Below are 16,447 nucleotides of genomic sequence, written 5' to 3'. Positions count from 1 at the left end.
ACAAGATAATCGCTACTTCGACAAACTCAGCTTCTTCGACAGCACGACACCGCTCGACGGGCTCACCAGCCGGATGGACTGGAGATCCATGTGCAACGTGGAGATCCGGGTCGTAATGTCGGTGGGCTCCTCGATGCTCGGTTCGGCATGTTCGACTTGTTCGGTCAGGTAAGGCCGAACCAGGCGCCCGGAAAACACGAGCGCGAAGTTGCCATGCGCTTGGGCGTACACGGCGGGCGAAAGCCGCATGCGGCTGCGAACCGTGGTCTTTTTCCCTTGCCCGGACTCGAGTTCGATGATGTCGACCTGCTGGATGTACCCTTTTGCCTTCGCTTCGGGTGCAATCACGAGCCCTCGTCCTCGCGGCCCCGTCGTGACCTTTCTGAGCAGGATGCTCGTCCGGTCGTCGCGCTCCGCGTCGAACAGGTCGACGTCCAGCGTCAGCAGGCGCTGCTGCGACCGGTACCTCAGCCCGTACCGCACCGGCACCACGAACGTCACGTCACGATCGAGATCGACGGCTGCAAGGTCGGGGTTCGGGCCATGCCGATCGGTGGCGCTGGAGACCAGGCCGCGAACCCGCGCACTCAAGGACGGCGCGGCGGCGCTGACGTGCTGCTTCTTCAGCGCATCCCGGATTGCAACCGGATCGTCGCCGACAATCGGCCGGCTGGGCGAGGTCTCGTGATCGGCAACGGGCGCGATGCGCGCCGTGCCGTCGACAGCCTCCGCCTCCGCATGCGCCGCCACTGGCGTTAGCATCATCGCTAAGGCGACGACCCACGCGAAGTTCGAACGACGCAACTCGGATTTGATGTGAAGCACGGCGAACTCCTGATTTTTTCGCAGATCGGTCAACGACGAGCACTATAGGGTGGAATGACCGGCAGCGCACCCACCGTTTGAAGTTACCCATGGTGCGGTCGCCGATCAAGAGCCTGCCCCTCATCCCCGCCCATCCCCCCGCCGATACTCCGCCGGCGCCTTCCCCACCATTTTCCGAAAATCGCGCGTGAAATGCGCCTGGTCGAAATACCCCAACGCCTGAGCCAGTTCCGCGAGATCGACCGGCTCGCCGCCGGCGAGTTTGTCCGCAGCCTCATGCAGGCGATAACGACAAATCACCCACTTCGGCGACACGCCCACATAGTTGGAAAACAGTTGCTGCAGCGTGCGCTCGCTCAACCCCGCGCGCTCGGCCAGATCGCGCACCTGCGTGAGCCCGAGGTCCTGCTGCAGCATCTCCAAGATGGCATGAATGCGCTCGACCTGCGGATCGGCCGGCGGCAGCACCCGCAACAGCAATGCCTCCGCGGCGGCCACCATCCCGGCATCCGCTTCGGCACCGAGCACGGCGTCTTCGGCTTGCGCATCGCCACAATCGAGCAGCGTCGACACGGGAAGCACCTTGTCTGTCGACAAATGCACGGGCTTGCCGAAGAACGCCCGGAACGCCCCCGGCCGAAACCGCAAGCCCATCACCTTCCCGGCGCCGGCCAGCGTCGTCTCGAACGCCCCCGACACCACACCGAAGATCCCCGTCTGCCGCCGGTCGAACACCAGATTGACGCACGGATACGGCAGCGTGCGCTGCACATACGGCGGCCGGTCGCGCAGATCCCATTCGACGATCCAGTGGTGATCCAGCACCCCGGCCAGTTCGGCACACGGGTAATAGCGATTCAGCCGGAAGCGCTGATTGAAGGCTTTCGGGCCGACGACGCCTTTGGGCGTCTCGGTCACGTTACGCAAGTCGGCCATGGTGACGAACCGTTGAGGTGACGGCGTGATGATGCACCGCCACAGCGGATTTTTCCAAGACGAAGCCGCACGGCCGTCCTACATTGGAATACCTGTCCCGAACGCACACCGGAGCCCGCGATGCCGCAAGACCGTCACCTGACCCTGTACCACTCGCCGCGCAGCCGATCGGCCGGCGCGCGGATGCTGCTCGAGGAACTGAGCGCCGACTACGAACTGCACGCGTTCGACCTCTCCGCCGGCAAACATCACGACGCCGAATACCTCCGCATCAACCCGATGGGCAAGGTGCCCGCACTGCGTCACGGCGACGTGATCGTGACCGAGCAGGCCGCCGTCTACATGTACGCGGCGGAACTGTATCCGGAAGCCGGCCTGTCGCCGGCGCCGGGCGATTCACTGCGCGGCCCGTACCTGCGCTGGATGACGTTCTATGGCTCGTGCTTCGAGCCGGCCATCGTCGACCGCTCGATGAATCGTCCGCCCGCGGCTTACTCGACGTCACCCTACGGCGACTTCGATGCCGTCATCAACGCGATCGATGCGCAACTGGCACAGGGGCCCTGGCTGCTGGGCGAGCGCTTCACGGCGGCAGACGTGCTGTGGGGCTCTGCGCTGAACTGGACCACGATGTTCAAGCTGGTGCCCGAGACGCCGCGCATACGCGCCTATATCGATCGCGTGCTGGCTCGCCCGGCCATCCAGCGCGCGCAGGCGGCAGATGCGGCACTCGCGGCGGAGCAGGACAAAGCCAAGGAGGCGGCGTCCGCTGCGAGATAGTCCGGTGCGGGGCGGACCTCGATGCGTGTTCCGCCCCGCAATCCGTCAAAACATCGTATGCACCCCGACGCGCGCCACGGCCTGACTCGCTGAACTCGACGCCCCGTTCGGATCGAGCACGCCGTTGATCTGCGCGTTCGCCCCGCTGTTCGCGCGCTGATAATCCGCGGAGACGTAAACCATCGTCCGTTTCGTCAACAGGTATTGAAGCGCAACGCTGACCTGATGCGCGTGGTTGTCGTTCACAGCTTCGTTGCCCTTCATGTACATGTACTTCGCGCCGAGAAAGACATCCGGCCGGATGCGCCACACCCCACCCGCTTCGGCCATCCACACGCCTGCGTCGTTGAACGAATTGCGTACGGTGGTCAGCAGCGCCTTCGCGGTGACCGCGCCGAAGTCATAGTGCATCCCGACGCCCCAGTTGCGCACACTGGTCGACGGTGTGCCCGGCGCCGGACCATACTTCTCGTTTGTATAGGCCGCACCGACACCGAACGCCCCGGCTTCGTAGTTCAGCCCGGCACTCACGGTATTGTCCGCGCCGACGGAACCGGCCACACCGCCGAACGCATACATCACACCCCCGGAAAACCCGGCAATCGTCGGCGAGCTGTATTTGACCGAATTCGCGACCGGCTTGCTGCCCGCCGTGCGGTCCCAGTCGAATGCGCCGGTCGGATTGCCCGGCAGCGCGAGACGCTGGAACGGGCCATTCCTGAACCCGTACAGCCCCGTAAGATCCATCGAGATCGCGTTCCCCTTCGCAAACAGGGAATCCACCATGAAGTCGTACTGATTACCCAGCCTGACGCCGCCGAACCGGTCGCTCTCGATGCCCACGTATGCGTTACGCCCGAAGAGTCCGGTCCCGACGATGCTGCCGTTCGCCATCGAGAACTGGTTCACGAGCGCGAACGTCGCGTGATATCCGCCACCGAGATCTTCAGTGCCGCGCAAGCCGAACAGGTTCGGCGTGAAGATGCCGTCGTCGAACTTGACGTTCGTTCCACCAGCCTCGTTGCTGACATACGAGATGCCGCTGTCGATCAGACCGAACATGGTCACGCTGCTCTGCGCGTATGCACCTTGCGCGATGACAAGCATCGCGACTGCTCCAAACCTCAGTTTCATTGTGTCTCCGTCTTTTTTCTGTCAATGCGAACCGGTCGCCCACTGTCTCGCGGGTACTCGCCCGATGCTTCGTGAAACAACGACTTCCCCGGCCCGGCTTCGCATTCATCCAGGTCGGAAAACTGGTATTCGATTAGCTTTACTGATTGAATTGAACGAATGAAGTCCCGCTCATTCTCCATTTCATCCCGCGTGATGCGATTACCGCACGGCCCGATTTCCGCTGGGCAATCCGACCTTCCGAATCAAGCGCTCCGACAAATCACCCACGCCGCCGAATCCACCTCGACAGCCACGGCTTCCAGCCCGGCACCCGAACACGGTCCGTCGATGCACACGCCATCGTCGAACCTGAACAGCGCGCTGTGATGCGCACACATCAGCACCTGGGATCGGTAACAGGAAACGTTGCCCGGCACGAAGTCGAGCGGAACCGAGAAATGCGGGCAACGATTCACGTAAGCCCACACCTGCTCTCCGCGCCGCACGACGATGACAGGACGCCCGATGCACGCTTCGTCGACGACCCGTGCCCCGCCATCCGGCACATCGGAGAAGCGGCAGAGTTGCACGGCACCCATGAATCACGCTCTCCGCTCGGGATTGCCAAGGCTCCAGTCCCACGGTCGAACCTCCACCCGCGAGAACAGCCCTTCTTTCACGTACGGATCGTTGCCGACGAACTGCATCACCGCATCGATGTCGTCCGCCTCGACGACGAGCAGCGTGCCGTTCATCGCATCGCCCTGCGGATCGAGCGTCGGCCCGCCGAGCCGCACATACACGCCGTGCTGCGCGGCGGCGCGCAGATAGGTCCGGTGCGTGGACCGCACGCGGTCGCGCACTTCGCGCATCCCGGGCTGGTCCGTCGCAAACACTGCAAAGAATCGCGCCATGTTAGTCAGTTCCGGTCGAGCACGAAGTCGTACGTCGCTTCGCGGTATGCGCCGCTCAATCCGACCCGGCGCGCGAGTTCATCGCCCGCCGCACGCGGACGATAGGCAACCATCAGCGACGGCTTCACGCCGAAGACGGCATCCGAGTTCAGATACGCGTCCTCCTCGTCGAACAGATGCGTGACGAGCTTGCGGTAGCCCGGCGCGTCGATCATGAAGTGCAGATGCGCAGGCCGCCACGGATGACGGCCGGTGGCATCGAGCATCTTCCCGACCGGGCCGTCGGTCGGAATCGGGTAGCTGACCGGCAGAATCGTCGTGATCGCATAACGGCCTTCTGCATCGGTCCGGTAGCGGCCGCGCAGATTGCCGTGCGGCTGCGCCTTGTCCTGCCCGGAATACATGCCGTTCTCCGCGGTCTGCCACACGTCGAGCACGGCGTCGCACACCGGCGCGCCCTCGGTGTCGAGCACGCGGCCATGCACGACGACGGGCGTGCCGGGCGTGAACGCCATGTTCTCGCCATACGCGCGCTCGGGCATGCCTTCGATGTAGAACGGGCCGAATACGGTCGTTTCCGTCGCGCCGGTGGCGAAGCGATGATTGATCGCATCGACCAGCATCGACACGCCCAGCGTGTCCGACAGCAGGATGAATTCCTGGCGCACGACGTCGTCGCACATCTGCCCGGTTTCGGTCAGGAAGCGAATCGCGGCCATCCACTCGGCCTCGGTCAGCTCCGTCTCGCGCACGAACGCATGCAGATGCCGCACGAGGCTCTGCATCAGCACGCGCAAGCGCGGGTTCGGCGTACCGTCGAAGCTGGCGACGACCTGCTCGGTCAGCCGCGTATCGCCGTCATCATGATGCTCATTCGTCACGTTCGTCTCCTGTGATGCAGCCGGCCGCTCAATGCGGCTCGCGCCCTTCCCACGCATGCTGAAGCAATTCGCGAATCGGCGCACGTTCGATCGGCCGCGGGTTCGCATACGGATTCCGGCACGCGAGGTCGGCGGCTTCGTCGAGGCCCGCTTCCTGCATCCCGATGTCTGCAAGCGCCGCCGACAGGCCCAGTTGCCGATTCAACCGGAACAACAGCGGGCCGGCGTCGGCCGCGTCCGTGCCGCCCAGCGCCCGCGCGACACGGCGCAGCGCGTCGGGCGCCGCGGCATGGTTGTAGTGGGCGGTATGCGGCAACATCGCGGCGTGCGTCTGCGCATGCGGCAGGTTGAAGGTGCCGCCGAGCGTATGACACAGCTTGTGGTGCAACGCCATGCCGACCGCGCCGAGACACGTGCCGGCGAGCCATGCGCCATACAACGCGCGGCTGCGCATCTCGCGGTCGTCGGGCGCGCGAACGATCGCGGGCAGTGCCTCGCCGAGCGCACGAATCGACTCCTCGGCCATCAGGCTGATCACCGGGTTCGCATCTTCCGCGTAGAGCGCTTCGACCGCGTGCGCCATCGCATTGACGCCCGACGCCGCCGAAATCCCCGGCGGCAGCGACAGCGTCAGGGACGGGTCATAGAGCACCGTCCGCGGCAGCACGCGCGGATCGCGCCCGGTGCGCTTCAGCCGGCCTTCCGTGAGCCCGAAGATCGGCGTCATCTCCGAGCCCGCGTAAGTCGTCGGCACGGCGAGGATCGGCAGCGACGACTCGAGCGCGATCGCCTTGCCGAGCCCGATCGTCGAGCCGCCGCCAATCGCGATGCAGCAGTCCGCGCCCAGTTCGGCGGCCATCTCGCGTGCGGCACGCGCGACTTCGACCGGCACGTGCATCACGGCCTGCGCGCATACGCCGGCGGCGCGCTCGCCGAGCACGCCCCTGACCCGTTCGGCGAGCGGCTGCTGTTCCGGCGTCGACAGAATCAGCGCCCGCTGCGCGCCGAGCGCGGACAACTCGTCCGGCAACCGTTCGAGCGCACCCCATTCGAACACGACGCGGGACGGCGTTCCCTGATAGACGAAGCGCTCCATCCCGGCCTCAACGCTTGAAGTGCGGCGGCACCTTGCCGTCGACGTTGACCCACACCGAACGCGCTTCCGTGTAGTCGTGCATCGCCTCGAAGCCCATCTCGCGGCCGTAGCCCGACTTGCCGACACCGCCGAACGGGCTGCCCGGATTGACGCGCTTGTAGCAGTTGATCCAGCACATGCCCGCGTCGATCTGCGACGCCATCTTGTGTGCGCGGGAAAGATCGTTGGTCCACAGGCCGCTGCCGAGCCCGTATTCGGTCGCGTTGGCGATCGACAACGCTTCCTCGTCGGTGCCGAAGCGCAGCACGGTGACGAACGGGCCGAACACTTCCTCCTGCGCGACGCGATCGGTGGCATGCTTCGCTTCGATGACGGTCGGGCGCACGTAGTAGCCGTTGGCGAGTGCGGCATCCTGCGGCGCACTGCCGCCCGCGAGCACGTGGCCGCCCTGCTCGCGCGCGACGTCGACGAACGACAGCACGCGATCGAGGTGCTGCTTCGACGTCAGCGGGCCCATCTCGGTGTCCGGGTCCAGCGGGTTGCCGACGCGGATCGACGAAGCCAGCGACACGAAGCGCTCGAGGAATTCGTCGGCGATGCGTTCATGCAGCACGAGGCGCGAACCCGCAATGCACGCCTGCCCCTGATTGTGGAAAATCGCCCACGCGGCGCCGTTGATGGCGGCATCGAGGTTCGCATCGTCGAAGACGATGTTCGCGCCCTTGCCGCCCAGTTCCAGTTGCACGCGCTTCAGGTTGCCCTGCGAGGCCTCCACGATCCGGCGGCCCGTTGCCGTCGAACCGGTGAACGCGACCTTCCCGACCCCGGGGTGCTCGGCGAGCCGCTGGCCTGCCGTATGACCGTAGCCGGGGACGATATTGACGACACCTGCGGGGAACCCGACTTCGGCCATCAGTTCGACGATGCGCAGCGTCGACAGCGGCGTGATCTCCGACGGCTTGAGCACGACCGTGTTGCCTGCCGCCAGCGCCGGCCCCATCTTCCAGCTCGTGAACATCAGCGGGAAATTCCACGGCACGATCTGGCCGACGACGCCGATCGGTGCGCGCTGCACATAGTTCAGGAAGCCGGTTTCGACGGGAATCACCGAGCCCTGCAGCTTGTCGGCCATGCCGCCGAAGTAGCGGAAGCATGCTGCCGTGCGCGGCACGTCGAGCGCGCGCGAATCGCGGATCGGGTGGCCGGTGTCCAGCGATTCCAGCTGCGCGAGTTCCTCGGCGTTGGCTTCGATCGCGTCGGCGAGGCGCAGCAGCAATCGGCCGCGCTCGGCCGCCGCCATGGCCGACCACGCCGGGAACGCGCGGGACGCGGCTTCGACCGCCAGGTCCACGTCCACCGCGGTGGCGGCGGCGATCTTCGTGATCAGCGAGCCGTCGTGCGGATTGAGCACGTCGATCGTGCCGCGCTCGACGGCGTCAACGAAGCGGCCGTCGATGAAGGGTTGGGTTTGCATGAATCGTCCTCGATTTTTTGCTGAAGTGCGGCTTAAAACTCGATCGGATACGGCGCCAGCTCGCCGCTCTCGTATCGCTGCGGCAGGTCCGGCGTCGCGTTTTCCCAGACCAGCAGCATCGAGCGCTTCGTCGAATAGCCCTGGTGGCGGATGTCGGCGGGCATCGCGCAGATGTCGCCGGCCCGCATCGTGATGCGCGCGCGCGGCGCGCCGGTGTTCTTGTCGCCGATGTCCCATACGATTTCGTCGGACAACTGAAGGAACCATTCGACGCGGTCGTTGCCGTGGAACACCGGCAGGATGAATTCCTCGGTGGTCGGGCAAAACAGGCTGCGCCCGCACACGGACGTGACCGACGGATTCCACGTCACGTCCGAACGCGACAGGTACTTGAACAGGTTGAACGCGTGCAGTTCGCCTTCGAAGCCCGGCTTCACATGCACTTCAGGCTCGTCCTGGCCGACGTCGAGGAACGCGCGGTTGACCGGCAGATCGTCGCGCAGCGGCGAGTCGCCTTCGAGGCCCGGCATGCGGCGCGTCGCGATGCGCGTGCGTTCGATCGCCGCGCCGTTCTCGCCGTGCTTGCGGCCGAATGCCGTGCCGGTTTCCTCGGGTGCGGCGAACGGATCGAAGCCTTCGTTGGTCCAGTCGTGCAGCATGGCCTTGAAGGTCGCCATGATCGTCGGTGTTTCGAACGTCTCGGTGTAGTCGACGCCGGCTTCCTTCAGGATCCCGTTGAACGTGCCCGCATAGACGTCGACCTTGCCGTAGTGATTGCGCGTGCCGAACACGTGATCGAAGTTCACCCAGCCGTAGAAGAAGCCCCATGCGACGTCACGCATCATCGCGCGCAGGAACGCGTCCGCGGGCATCGCATGCGTGCGCGTGCGGCCTTTCGCAGGCCAGCTGATTTTCACGAAGTACTCGTCGCGCTGGAACGCGAACGCGCCGAGCCGGAAGCGGCGGTAACCGGTGACGGCATCGGCTTCCGTGGCCTGCACCAGATCGGCGGCAAAGCCAGCGGAAAGATCGAGGGTCTCGAGGGTGGCCATAACGTGTCTCCTGGAATGTTTGAACGGGGCAGTCGGATGGATCAGCGCAGGCAGATGTCGGCCCACTTCTCGACGGACAGCTCGCCGAGCACGGTCTGCACGAGCGCGACGCCCGGCTTGCCGGCGGCGAAGCGATACGCGCAGCCGGCCGGCAGCAGTGCCTGATGCCCCTTGCGCAGGACGACGTAGCCCATCTCGCGGCCCGCCGGCTGCGTGCCGGCGCTCACGGTGCCGCGGCCGGTGGTCGGCGGGCTGTCGAGCTTGATGAATTCGATGCGGACTTCGCCATCCATCTGGATCGCGAACTCGTCGTGCGCGCACGCGAACCAAGGCGACTGGCCGTCGGTCCGCAGCACTTCGATCACGTATTCGAGGTTCTTGCCGGCCACGACCTTTTCGTAGGGAGCCGACTTCGATGCGATCTCGAATACGTTCGAGAAGGCGTAGTGTTTTGCGCTGCCGCTGGTGATTTCGATCTCGCCCTTGGTATGGCTGTCGAGCGAGCCAAAGACGGTATGGAATGCCGCGTCGGTCATTGCTGTCTCCTGAGTTGAACCGCTTGTTGGATTCAACTCTAGGGGCAAGGGCGCCCCTCAACAAGGCAACGGAGCGCGACTACGGCATTTGCGATTCGCGAATAATCGCTTCGTTCAGCGAACCCAGCCGCGCTCCAGCAGTGGACGGTCCCACGGCGACTCGTCGCCGATGTATTCGACGAGGAATTCGACCAGCGCCTTCACCTTCAACGCCTGTCGCTGCGTTGCGGGATAAACGGCGGCAAAGCTGAGCGGCGCGATCTGGAAATCGGTGAGGATGGGCACCAGCCGGCCCGCGACGAGCGCGTCGCTCGCAACCAGCGTGGGCAGGCAGACGACACCGCCGCCCGTCAGCGCATACTCGCGCAGCAGGTGCACGGAGTTCGAGCGGATCATGCCGGGCAACTCCATCTCGACGACCTCGTCGCCGCGCGTCAGGGTCCAGCGGTTGCGCGACGGATAGCCGGAATACAGCGCCGTGGTGTGCTGCAGCAATTCGCGTGGATGTTGTGGCGCACCATGCGCTTCGAGGTAGGCCGGCGACGCGCAGAAAAGGCGTCGCACCACGAACAGGCGCCGCTCGATCAGCGACTCGGATATCGGCGGGAAGATCTGGAACGCGATGTCGAACCCTTCTTCGACAGGGTCCACGACACGGTCATTGACGATGATGTCGAGCTGAATGCCCGGGTAGCGGCGATTGAATTCGGCGAGCGGCACGCCGAAGTGATCGAGCGCGAAACCGGGCAGCATCTGGATCCGCAGCCGCCCGGTCGGCGTCGCGCGCAGTTCGCGCATCTGGTCGGTCAGCTCGTTGACGCGCCCGACCACCTCGGCGCATTCGCGGTAGAAGGTCTCGCCGACTTCGGACAGGCGCACGTGGCGCGTGCTGCGATGGAACAGCGGCGCGTTGACGAACTTCTCCAGCTGCTGGATGCGGTTCGTCACGACCGAACTGGTGACCCCAAGCTGTCGCGCCGCTTCCGCAAAACTGCTCGCCTCCGCAACCCTGACGAATGCTTCGATGCTCAGAAACCGGTCCATACCGCGCCCTTTCCGAAAGCGAAACCGGCAGTCTAACCGCACCTGCCGGCCGGTTGGGTCATGCCGAACGCGTCACACTGTCACCTGGCGGGTGTCAATCCCGCCGACAGCCTGGCACGAGCATGACCGAGGGTACGTTACGGCTGCTTGCCTGCCGACAGCTCCGGCTGCAAGCCCACGCGACGCTGCAGCACGGCCGGCGCGGTTTCCCGCAGCAGCAAGCTGACCACGATGCCGAGCAGCACTGCCCCCATCGGCAGCCACAGAATGTTCTGGATCCCGAAGTGTGCGGCAACGTAGCCGCCCATCGCCGGTGCGATGCCGCCGCCGAAGATCTCGCCGCAACCGACCACCACGCCGATCGACGTCGAAACGAGGCCGACGGGCGCGGCTTCGGTCGCCACGGGGCCCGACAGCAGCGACACCAGCCCGAGCGTGAAGAACGATGCGACGAACAGCACCGCGAACAGCACGAGCGGTTGCGGACCCAGCCCGCGGAACAGGTAGAGCATCACCGCCGTGCCGGCGAAACCGACGATGCTCGCGAGGCGGCGGCCCACGAGGTCGGACAGGCCCGGCAGCCCGAACTGCCCGAGAAAGCCGCCGAAGCCGATCGCCGACACCACGAGGCCCATCTTCTGCGTGCCGAGCCCAAGGTAATCCGTCAGGTACAGCGGCAGCAGCGCGCCGAGCACGAACACGCCGGTCATCGCACAGCACAGCGCGCCCATCGCGACGAGGATGTTGCGGCTCTTCAGCACATGGCCGAGCGACGCCGGCGCGTGTTCCGACACCACCTCCCTCGCGCGCTTCGGTTCGCGGATCACGAAGAACATGATCGCGCCGAGGATCAGCCCGGGAATCGCCACGAGCGCGAACACCCAGCGCCACGACACGACGTTGAGCAGCTGCGTTGCGATGATCGGCGACAGCGCGAGCCCGAACAGCGCGAAGCCGCTTTGCTGCAGCCCGAGGTTCAGGCCGCGCCGCCGCGGATGCGACGCGTCGGCGGTGGCCGCGAAGCTGGTCGGGCAGAACGAGCCTTCGGCGACGCCCATCAGAGCGCGAATCGCGATCAGCCCGAGCAGCCCGCCCGCGAGCCCCGAGAAGCCCGACAGCAGCGAGAACGCGATGATCGCCGGGATCAGGACCTTGCGGCGGCCGACCTTGTCGGAAATGCCGCCCATCAGCGCCGCGAAGATGCCCCACGACAGGCCGAGCACGCCGATGCAGTTGCCGACGTCCTGCGCGGTCAGGTGCAGGTCCTTCATGATCGAAGGGAACAGCGGCGCGATGAGCCAGCGGTCGAGGCCGACCAGCCCGAAACCGAACGCCAGCAGCGTCACCGCCTTCCACTCATAGGAGGTATCCCACTCGTTTGCTTTCATGTCCGTCTCCGTGGACCGGTCCGCCTGCACGCGCCGGGGGCGTCCGTGCATGAGCCAGGTCCGTTGTCTTGTGTGTGCGATGCGACGTGAGCCGCGAGGAAGTGGCGGCCGCCTTTCCGGTTGCAGGCGTCGAATTCAATCAGCCGACGCTCGAACGATAGGTGCGCGCACGCAGATCGGGTATGGAACATCCGGCGAACGCGCCATTCGCGAAACGCAAATAATCGGGGCATCGGTGCGGGAGGCGTCAGCGGGCAGCGCAGAGCGCGCGGCGGCACGGACGAAACGGCGCGAATGTGTGCGTCACCGGGGGAATCCCTCATGGACATCGGCGGATCGTTGCCGGGTGCCACCAGGAGCCAACAGGATACGATTCCAATTAAATCAACGTCGATGGAATATTTTTCCACGCATCAGCGAAGCGCCAACCCATTTTGGATCCTTTTTCCCCGCTCCTCCTCGTATCATTTCTCCCGTTACGAAAAGAAAGAGCCAGAGAAGGACATGAGCGATACCACCCCGCTGCACTACCTCGACTACGCGGCCACCACCCCCGCGGATCCCCGCGTGATCGAAGCGATGACGGCCTGCCTGGGTGCCGACGGCATCTTCGGCAATCCCGCGTCGAGTTCGCACGCCGCCGGCCGGCTGGCGAAGGAAAAGGTCGAGCACGCACGCGCGCAGGTCGCCGCGCTGATCGGCGCGGATGCCGACGAGATCGTCTGGACGTCGGGCGCCACCGAATCGAACAACCTCGCGCTGAAAGGCTATGCGGAGACCGCGACCGACAAGCGCCACCTGATCACGAGCCGCATCGAACACAAGGCCATCCTCGACACGATGGCGAACCTGTCGAAGCGCGGCATGACCGCGACCTACCTGTCGCCCACCGCCGACGGCGAAATCACCGTCGCCGCCGTGGCCGCGGCGATCGGCCCCGACACGGGCCTGGTGTCGCTGATGCTCGTCAACAACGAACTCGGCACGCTGACCGACATCGGCGCGATCTCGCGCATCGTGCATGCGGCCGGCGCGCTGCTGCACGTCGACGCCGCGCAGGCGCTCGGCAAGACACCGATCGACGTGCGCGCGCTCGGCATCGATCTGCTGTCGATGTCCGCGCACAAGGTGTATGGCCCCAAGGGTATCGGCGCGCTGTTCGTCCGCCGCGAGATCGCCGACCTTATCGCGCCGCAGATCCACGGCGGCGGACACGAGCGCGGCCTGCGCTCGGGCACGCTCGCGACGCACCAGATCGTCGGCATGGGCACCGCCTGCGAGCTGGCCGCGGAAAAACTCGAGCGCGAAGCCGTGCGGATCGCGGCGCTCAGCGCACGCCTGAAGGACGCGCTGCTCGCGCTCGGCGGCATCACGCACAACGCGGCGGCGGCACGCCGCATCCCACACACGTTGAGCCTGACGGTCAACGTGCCCGGCTTCTTCCCGTTCATGCTCGGCGATTCGCTCGCCGTGTCGTCGACCTCCGCGTGCAACTCGACCAGCGGCGCGCCGTCCCACGTGTTGACCGCGATCGGCCTCGACGCCGAAGCCGCGGGCCGCACCGTGCGCATCAGCTTCGGCCGCTTCACGACGGAGCAGGACGTCGATTTCGCGATCGCGTGTTTCGCGCGCGCGCTCGAGCAATGCCGTGCCGCGGCGGCGACCGGGTTCGCCGCATCGCGACAGATCACGCCGGCGGACATGAAGGCGATTCGCAACGCAGGCTTTCGCGCGGTGATCTGCAACCGGCCGGACGGCGAAAGCGCCGATCAGCCGGCATTCGAGGAAATCGCCGCCGCCGCGCGCGAACTCGGCCTCGACGCGCGCTATCTGCCGGTCGAACGCGACCAGATCGGCGATGCGGAAGTCGATGCGTTCGGCGCGCTGGTCGATGCGCTGCCGAAGCCGGTGCTCGCGTATTGCCGCAGCGGGAGCCGCGCCGGGATGCTGTGGAATCGCCTGACGGCGCGGCGGACCGCAACGGTCTGAGCGCAACCCGTATGTAACCGGGCATCGCCCGCGATCGCGCACGAAGCCGACGGCACGGTGCGCGATCGCGCGGGCACGAGCACCGTCACCTGAATGTTCACGCTGAACAGGATCGTGAAGCGTCGCGCGGGCGCCCCGTACCAATCGGTGACCGGATGAATCCGATACTGCGCCGTTCCGCATCCATCTGCCCGTCTCCTGAAGCCGCATCTTCCGTCAACCCGCTTCGCCACGCGGATTGATGCCACTCCAGCGGGCATTTTTTCCCCGGGTATCGAGGTTCGACAAGCACGGATCATCCGCGATCCGTACGGATTTCTTACAAAACTTCAACCCGGCATGCGATGCCTCCGAACGGTGCATCCGCCCGGAGTTTCAGGTGCATTGCCGAAATCCGATAGCGCCGCGAGATTTGGCTTCATAACGTTCCCGCATCGGACCGGAAAGCGACTCGTCATTCACCCATGACGTCGCGTGCCGCCGACGAATTCCAGGAGCGGGCCGCCGTGCCGGGCCCGGGCAGCGATGACGGTCCTGCCATGCAGGACATTCGTGACGGAGCGAACATGGACGCGAAAATCCAGCCTGACTTGGGCACCGACAGTGACGTAAGCCTTCTCCACAAGATGGGATACGCGCAGGAGCTGTCGAGACGCATGAACGGCTTCTCGAACTTCGCCGTGTCGTTTTCGGTGATCTGCATTCTGTCGGGCGGCATCACGGCGTTTCAACTGGCGTTTTCCGCGGCCGGCGGCGCATCGATCGGCCTCGGCTGGCCGCTCGGCTCGCTGTTCGCGCTGATCGTGGCGGTATCGATGTCGCAGATCGCGTCCGCGTTTCCGACCGCCGGCGGCCTCTATCACTGGGGCGCCATCCTCGGCGGGAAGAAATGGGGGTGGATGACGGCATGGCTCAACCTGATCGGGCTGATCTTCGTGATCGCAGCGATCAACTTCGGCACCTACGATCCGTTCTTCAAGACGCTGATCGCACCGATGTTCGGCGTCAGTCCGGACAGCCTGACATGGTGGCATCAGACCGCGTTCATCGCGGTCATCACCCTGTCGCAGGCGATCCTGAACGCACGCGGCATCAGGATCGCGAGCAAGATCACCGACCTGTCCGGCTACCTGATCTTCGTCGTGACGATCGCGCTGGTCGTGTCGCTCCTGGTCTACTCACCGGTCGCGTTCGACCTGCATCGGCTCGTCACCTTCACCAATTACACGCACGTCGACGGCAGCGCCTGGCCGAAACAGAGCATGCCGCTCGCGTTCCTGTCCGGCCTGCTGCTGGTGACCTACACGATCACGGGTTTCGACGCATCCGCGCACACGTCGGAAGAAACGCACGACGCGGCGAAGAACGTGCCGCGCGGCATCATCGGCTCGGTGTTCTGGTCCGCGGCGTTCGGCTACGTGATGGTGTGCACGTTCGTGCTGGTCATGCCGGACCTGACCGCCGCGATGAAGCAGGGCACCGGCTTCTTCGAAGCCATCCTCGCGCCGATTCCGAAGACGTTGCGCGTGTGCCTCGAGCTCGCGATGTTCTTCATCAACTACGTGTGCGGACTCGCCGCGATCATGTCGACGTCGCGCATGATGTATGCGTTCGCGCGCGACGGCGGGCTGCCGGCGTCGAAGCTGCTGCGGAGCGTGAATCACAATCATCGGACGCCCGGGCCCGCGATCTGGACCTGCGCGGTGCTTGCAATCGTCGTCACGCTGTACGGCGACGCGTTCTCGGTGTTGAGCGCGGGCAGTGCCGTGTTCCTGTTCATCTCGTATGCGATGCCGATCGGCTCGGGGATGCTCGCCGAAGGGCGCACGTGGACTGAAATGGGCCCGTTCCGGCTGGGCATCTGGTCGAAGCCGTGCGCGCTGCTCGCGCTGGTGGGCGCCTGCGTGCTCGCGTACGTCGGCATCCAGCCGCCGAACGAGAAGGTGCTTTACGTGCTCGTCGCGTTCGTGGCAGTACTGATGATTATCTGGTACGGATTCGGTGTGCGCACGACCTTCGCCGGGCCGCCGATGCTCAAGGACACGCGTAATGACGCGCGCATTCGCGAACTCGAGGCGAATGTCGATCCGAGCGTGTGACGCGACACCGATTCGCGCACAGCGCAAAAATCCGGCTCGCGGTTTGCGAGCCGGATGGTTTTACGTCGCGTCGCAGCGAACGAGGTTCAACCGCGTTGGCGGTCGAACCCGATTGCCGCGTCTTAGCCGTAGACCGGGAAACGCTTGGTCAGCTCCGCGACCAGGCCACGAACGCGCTCGATCGTCGCCGCATCTTCCGGCGCTTCCAGCACGTCGGCGATCAGGTTGCCGACCGTCTCCGCTTCCGCCGGGCCGAAGCCGCGCGTCGTCATCGCCGGCGAACCCAGACGGATCCCGCTCGTCACGAACGGCTTTTC

15 protein-coding genes and 1 pseudogene are annotated in these 16,447 nt (G+C 65.4%); 3 read left to right on the top strand and 13 right to left on the bottom strand.

Features of this window, described 5'->3' with window-relative positions:
- Positions 1-12: 12 nt before the first annotated feature.
- Both DIE11_RS00085 and DIE11_RS00080 read right to left on the bottom strand, forming a co-directional pair.
- A complete protein-coding gene (locus DIE11_RS00085) occupies positions 13-825 on the bottom strand; it encodes a hypothetical protein (protein ID WP_409364558.1) in 813 nt (270 codons plus the stop codon).
- A 120-nt stretch (positions 826-945) separates the two neighbouring features.
- Positions 946-1,761: a helix-turn-helix domain-containing protein gene (locus tag DIE11_RS00080; RefSeq protein ID WP_124620644.1), complete on the bottom strand. Its 816-nt coding sequence runs from the start codon at positions 1,759-1,761 to the stop codon at positions 946-948.
- 120 nt (positions 1,762-1,881) lie between these two features.
- On the opposite strand from DIE11_RS00080, the gene DIE11_RS00075 reads away from it, so the two are divergent.
- Entirely contained in the window at positions 1,882-2,541 is a 660-nt protein-coding gene (locus DIE11_RS00075) for a glutathione S-transferase family protein (RefSeq protein WP_059601027.1), read from the top strand.
- A gap of 45 nt (positions 2,542-2,586) precedes the next feature.
- Here DIE11_RS00075 and DIE11_RS00070 read toward each other — a convergent pair whose 3' ends face one another.
- From DIE11_RS00070 to DIE11_RS00025, 10 genes are all read right to left on the bottom strand, one after another.
- Complete coding sequence (locus tag DIE11_RS00070) at positions 2,587-3,675, bottom strand: porin (protein WP_124620642.1); 1,089 nt, start codon at positions 3,673-3,675, stop codon at positions 2,587-2,589.
- Between the two features lie 245 nt (positions 3,676-3,920).
- Positions 3,921-4,256, bottom strand: a complete 336-nt coding sequence (locus tag DIE11_RS00065) for a Rieske 2Fe-2S domain-containing protein (RefSeq protein ID WP_124620640.1) — start codon at positions 4,254-4,256, stop codon at positions 3,921-3,923.
- Between the two features lie 3 nt (positions 4,257-4,259).
- Positions 4,260-4,571 (bottom strand): YciI family protein, encoded by a 312-nt coding sequence (locus DIE11_RS00060; RefSeq protein WP_059504020.1) that lies wholly within the window; start codon positions 4,569-4,571, stop codon positions 4,260-4,262.
- A 5-nt stretch (positions 4,572-4,576) separates the two neighbouring features.
- A complete protein-coding gene (locus tag DIE11_RS00055) occupies positions 4,577-5,452 on the bottom strand; it encodes an intradiol ring-cleavage dioxygenase (RefSeq protein ID WP_124620638.1) in 876 nt (291 codons plus the stop codon).
- A gap of 28 nt (positions 5,453-5,480) precedes the next feature.
- The gene (locus DIE11_RS00050) at positions 5,481-6,548 is read right to left on the bottom strand and encodes a maleylacetate reductase (RefSeq protein ID WP_124620636.1); all 1,068 of its coding nucleotides are present in this window, start codon (positions 6,546-6,548) and stop codon (positions 5,481-5,483) included.
- A gap of 7 nt (positions 6,549-6,555) precedes the next feature.
- Positions 6,556-8,022, bottom strand: a complete 1,467-nt coding sequence (locus tag DIE11_RS00045; protein ID WP_124620634.1) for an aldehyde dehydrogenase family protein — start codon at positions 8,020-8,022, stop codon at positions 6,556-6,558.
- A gap of 32 nt (positions 8,023-8,054) precedes the next feature.
- Complete coding sequence (locus DIE11_RS00040; protein WP_124620632.1) at positions 8,055-9,074, bottom strand: hydroxyquinol 1,2-dioxygenase; 1,020 nt, start codon at positions 9,072-9,074, stop codon at positions 8,055-8,057.
- A 41-nt stretch (positions 9,075-9,115) separates the two neighbouring features.
- Entirely contained in the window at positions 9,116-9,610 is a 495-nt protein-coding gene (locus DIE11_RS00035; RefSeq protein WP_124620630.1) for a hydroxyquinol 1,2-dioxygenase, read from the bottom strand.
- A gap of 114 nt (positions 9,611-9,724) precedes the next feature.
- A complete protein-coding gene (locus DIE11_RS00030) occupies positions 9,725-10,654 on the bottom strand; it encodes a LysR family transcriptional regulator (protein WP_059601009.1) in 930 nt (309 codons plus the stop codon).
- A gap of 137 nt (positions 10,655-10,791) precedes the next feature.
- The gene (locus DIE11_RS00025; RefSeq protein ID WP_124620628.1) at positions 10,792-12,042 is read right to left on the bottom strand and encodes an MFS transporter; all 1,251 of its coding nucleotides are present in this window, start codon (positions 12,040-12,042) and stop codon (positions 10,792-10,794) included.
- A 504-nt stretch (positions 12,043-12,546) separates the two neighbouring features.
- On the opposite strand from DIE11_RS00025, the gene DIE11_RS00015 reads away from it, so the two are divergent.
- Entirely contained in the window at positions 12,547-14,031 is a 1,485-nt protein-coding gene (locus DIE11_RS00015; RefSeq protein WP_124620623.1) for an aminotransferase class V-fold PLP-dependent enzyme, read from the top strand.
- Between the two features lie 566 nt (positions 14,032-14,597).
- Positions 14,598-16,130 carry an amino acid permease gene (locus tag DIE11_RS00010; RefSeq protein WP_124620620.1) on the top strand — a complete coding sequence of 511 codons (1,533 nt, stop codon included), beginning with the start codon at positions 14,598-14,600 and terminating at the stop codon, positions 16,128-16,130.
- A gap of 122 nt (positions 16,131-16,252) precedes the next feature.
- Here the strand turns inward: DIE11_RS00010 and glyA are convergent.
- Positions 16,253-16,447 (bottom strand): annotated as a pseudogene (glyA, locus tag DIE11_RS00005) (serine hydroxymethyltransferase); the annotation flags it as partial.

The sequence above is a fragment of the Burkholderia sp. Bp9012 genome (assembly GCF_003853825.1).
In the GTDB taxonomy this organism is placed as follows: domain Bacteria; phylum Pseudomonadota; class Gammaproteobacteria; order Burkholderiales; family Burkholderiaceae; genus Burkholderia; species Burkholderia diffusa.
Note: the sequence above shows the minus strand (reverse complement) of the source record. Positions and strands in the feature narration are given on the sequence as shown.

Excerpts from the sequence above, each read along its gene's own strand:
- DIE11_RS00060 (WP_059504020.1), bottom strand. The coding sequence starts at position 4,571 with ATGGCGCGATTCTTTGCAGTGTTTGCGACGGACCAGCCCGGGATGCGC.
- DIE11_RS00050 (WP_124620636.1), bottom strand. The coding sequence starts at position 6,548 with ATGGAGCGCTTCGTCTATCAGGGAACGCCGTCCCGCGTCGTGTTCGAA.
- DIE11_RS00070 (WP_124620642.1), bottom strand. The coding sequence starts at position 3,675 with ATGAAACTGAGGTTTGGAGCAGTCGCGATGCTTGTCATCGCGCAAGGT.
- DIE11_RS00010 (WP_124620620.1), top strand. The coding sequence starts at position 14,598 with ATGGACGCGAAAATCCAGCCTGACTTGGGCACCGACAGTGACGTAAGC.
- DIE11_RS00025 (WP_124620628.1), bottom strand. The coding sequence starts at position 12,042 with ATGAAAGCAAACGAGTGGGATACCTCCTATGAGTGGAAGGCGGTGACG.
- DIE11_RS00030 (WP_059601009.1), bottom strand. The coding sequence starts at position 10,654 with ATGGACCGGTTTCTGAGCATCGAAGCATTCGTCAGGGTTGCGGAGGCG.
- DIE11_RS00045 (WP_124620634.1), bottom strand. The coding sequence starts at position 8,022 with ATGCAAACCCAACCCTTCATCGACGGCCGCTTCGTTGACGCCGTCGAG.
- DIE11_RS00065 (WP_124620640.1), bottom strand. The coding sequence starts at position 4,256 with ATGGGTGCCGTGCAACTCTGCCGCTTCTCCGATGTGCCGGATGGCGGG.
- DIE11_RS00015 (WP_124620623.1), top strand. The coding sequence starts at position 12,547 with ATGAGCGATACCACCCCGCTGCACTACCTCGACTACGCGGCCACCACC.
- DIE11_RS00075 (WP_059601027.1), top strand. The coding sequence starts at position 1,882 with ATGCCGCAAGACCGTCACCTGACCCTGTACCACTCGCCGCGCAGCCGA.
- DIE11_RS00040 (WP_124620632.1), bottom strand. The coding sequence starts at position 9,074 with ATGGCCACCCTCGAGACCCTCGATCTTTCCGCTGGCTTTGCCGCCGAT.
- DIE11_RS00035 (WP_124620630.1), bottom strand. The coding sequence starts at position 9,610 with ATGACCGACGCGGCATTCCATACCGTCTTTGGCTCGCTCGACAGCCAT.
- DIE11_RS00080 (WP_124620644.1), bottom strand. The coding sequence starts at position 1,761 with ATGGCCGACTTGCGTAACGTGACCGAGACGCCCAAAGGCGTCGTCGGC.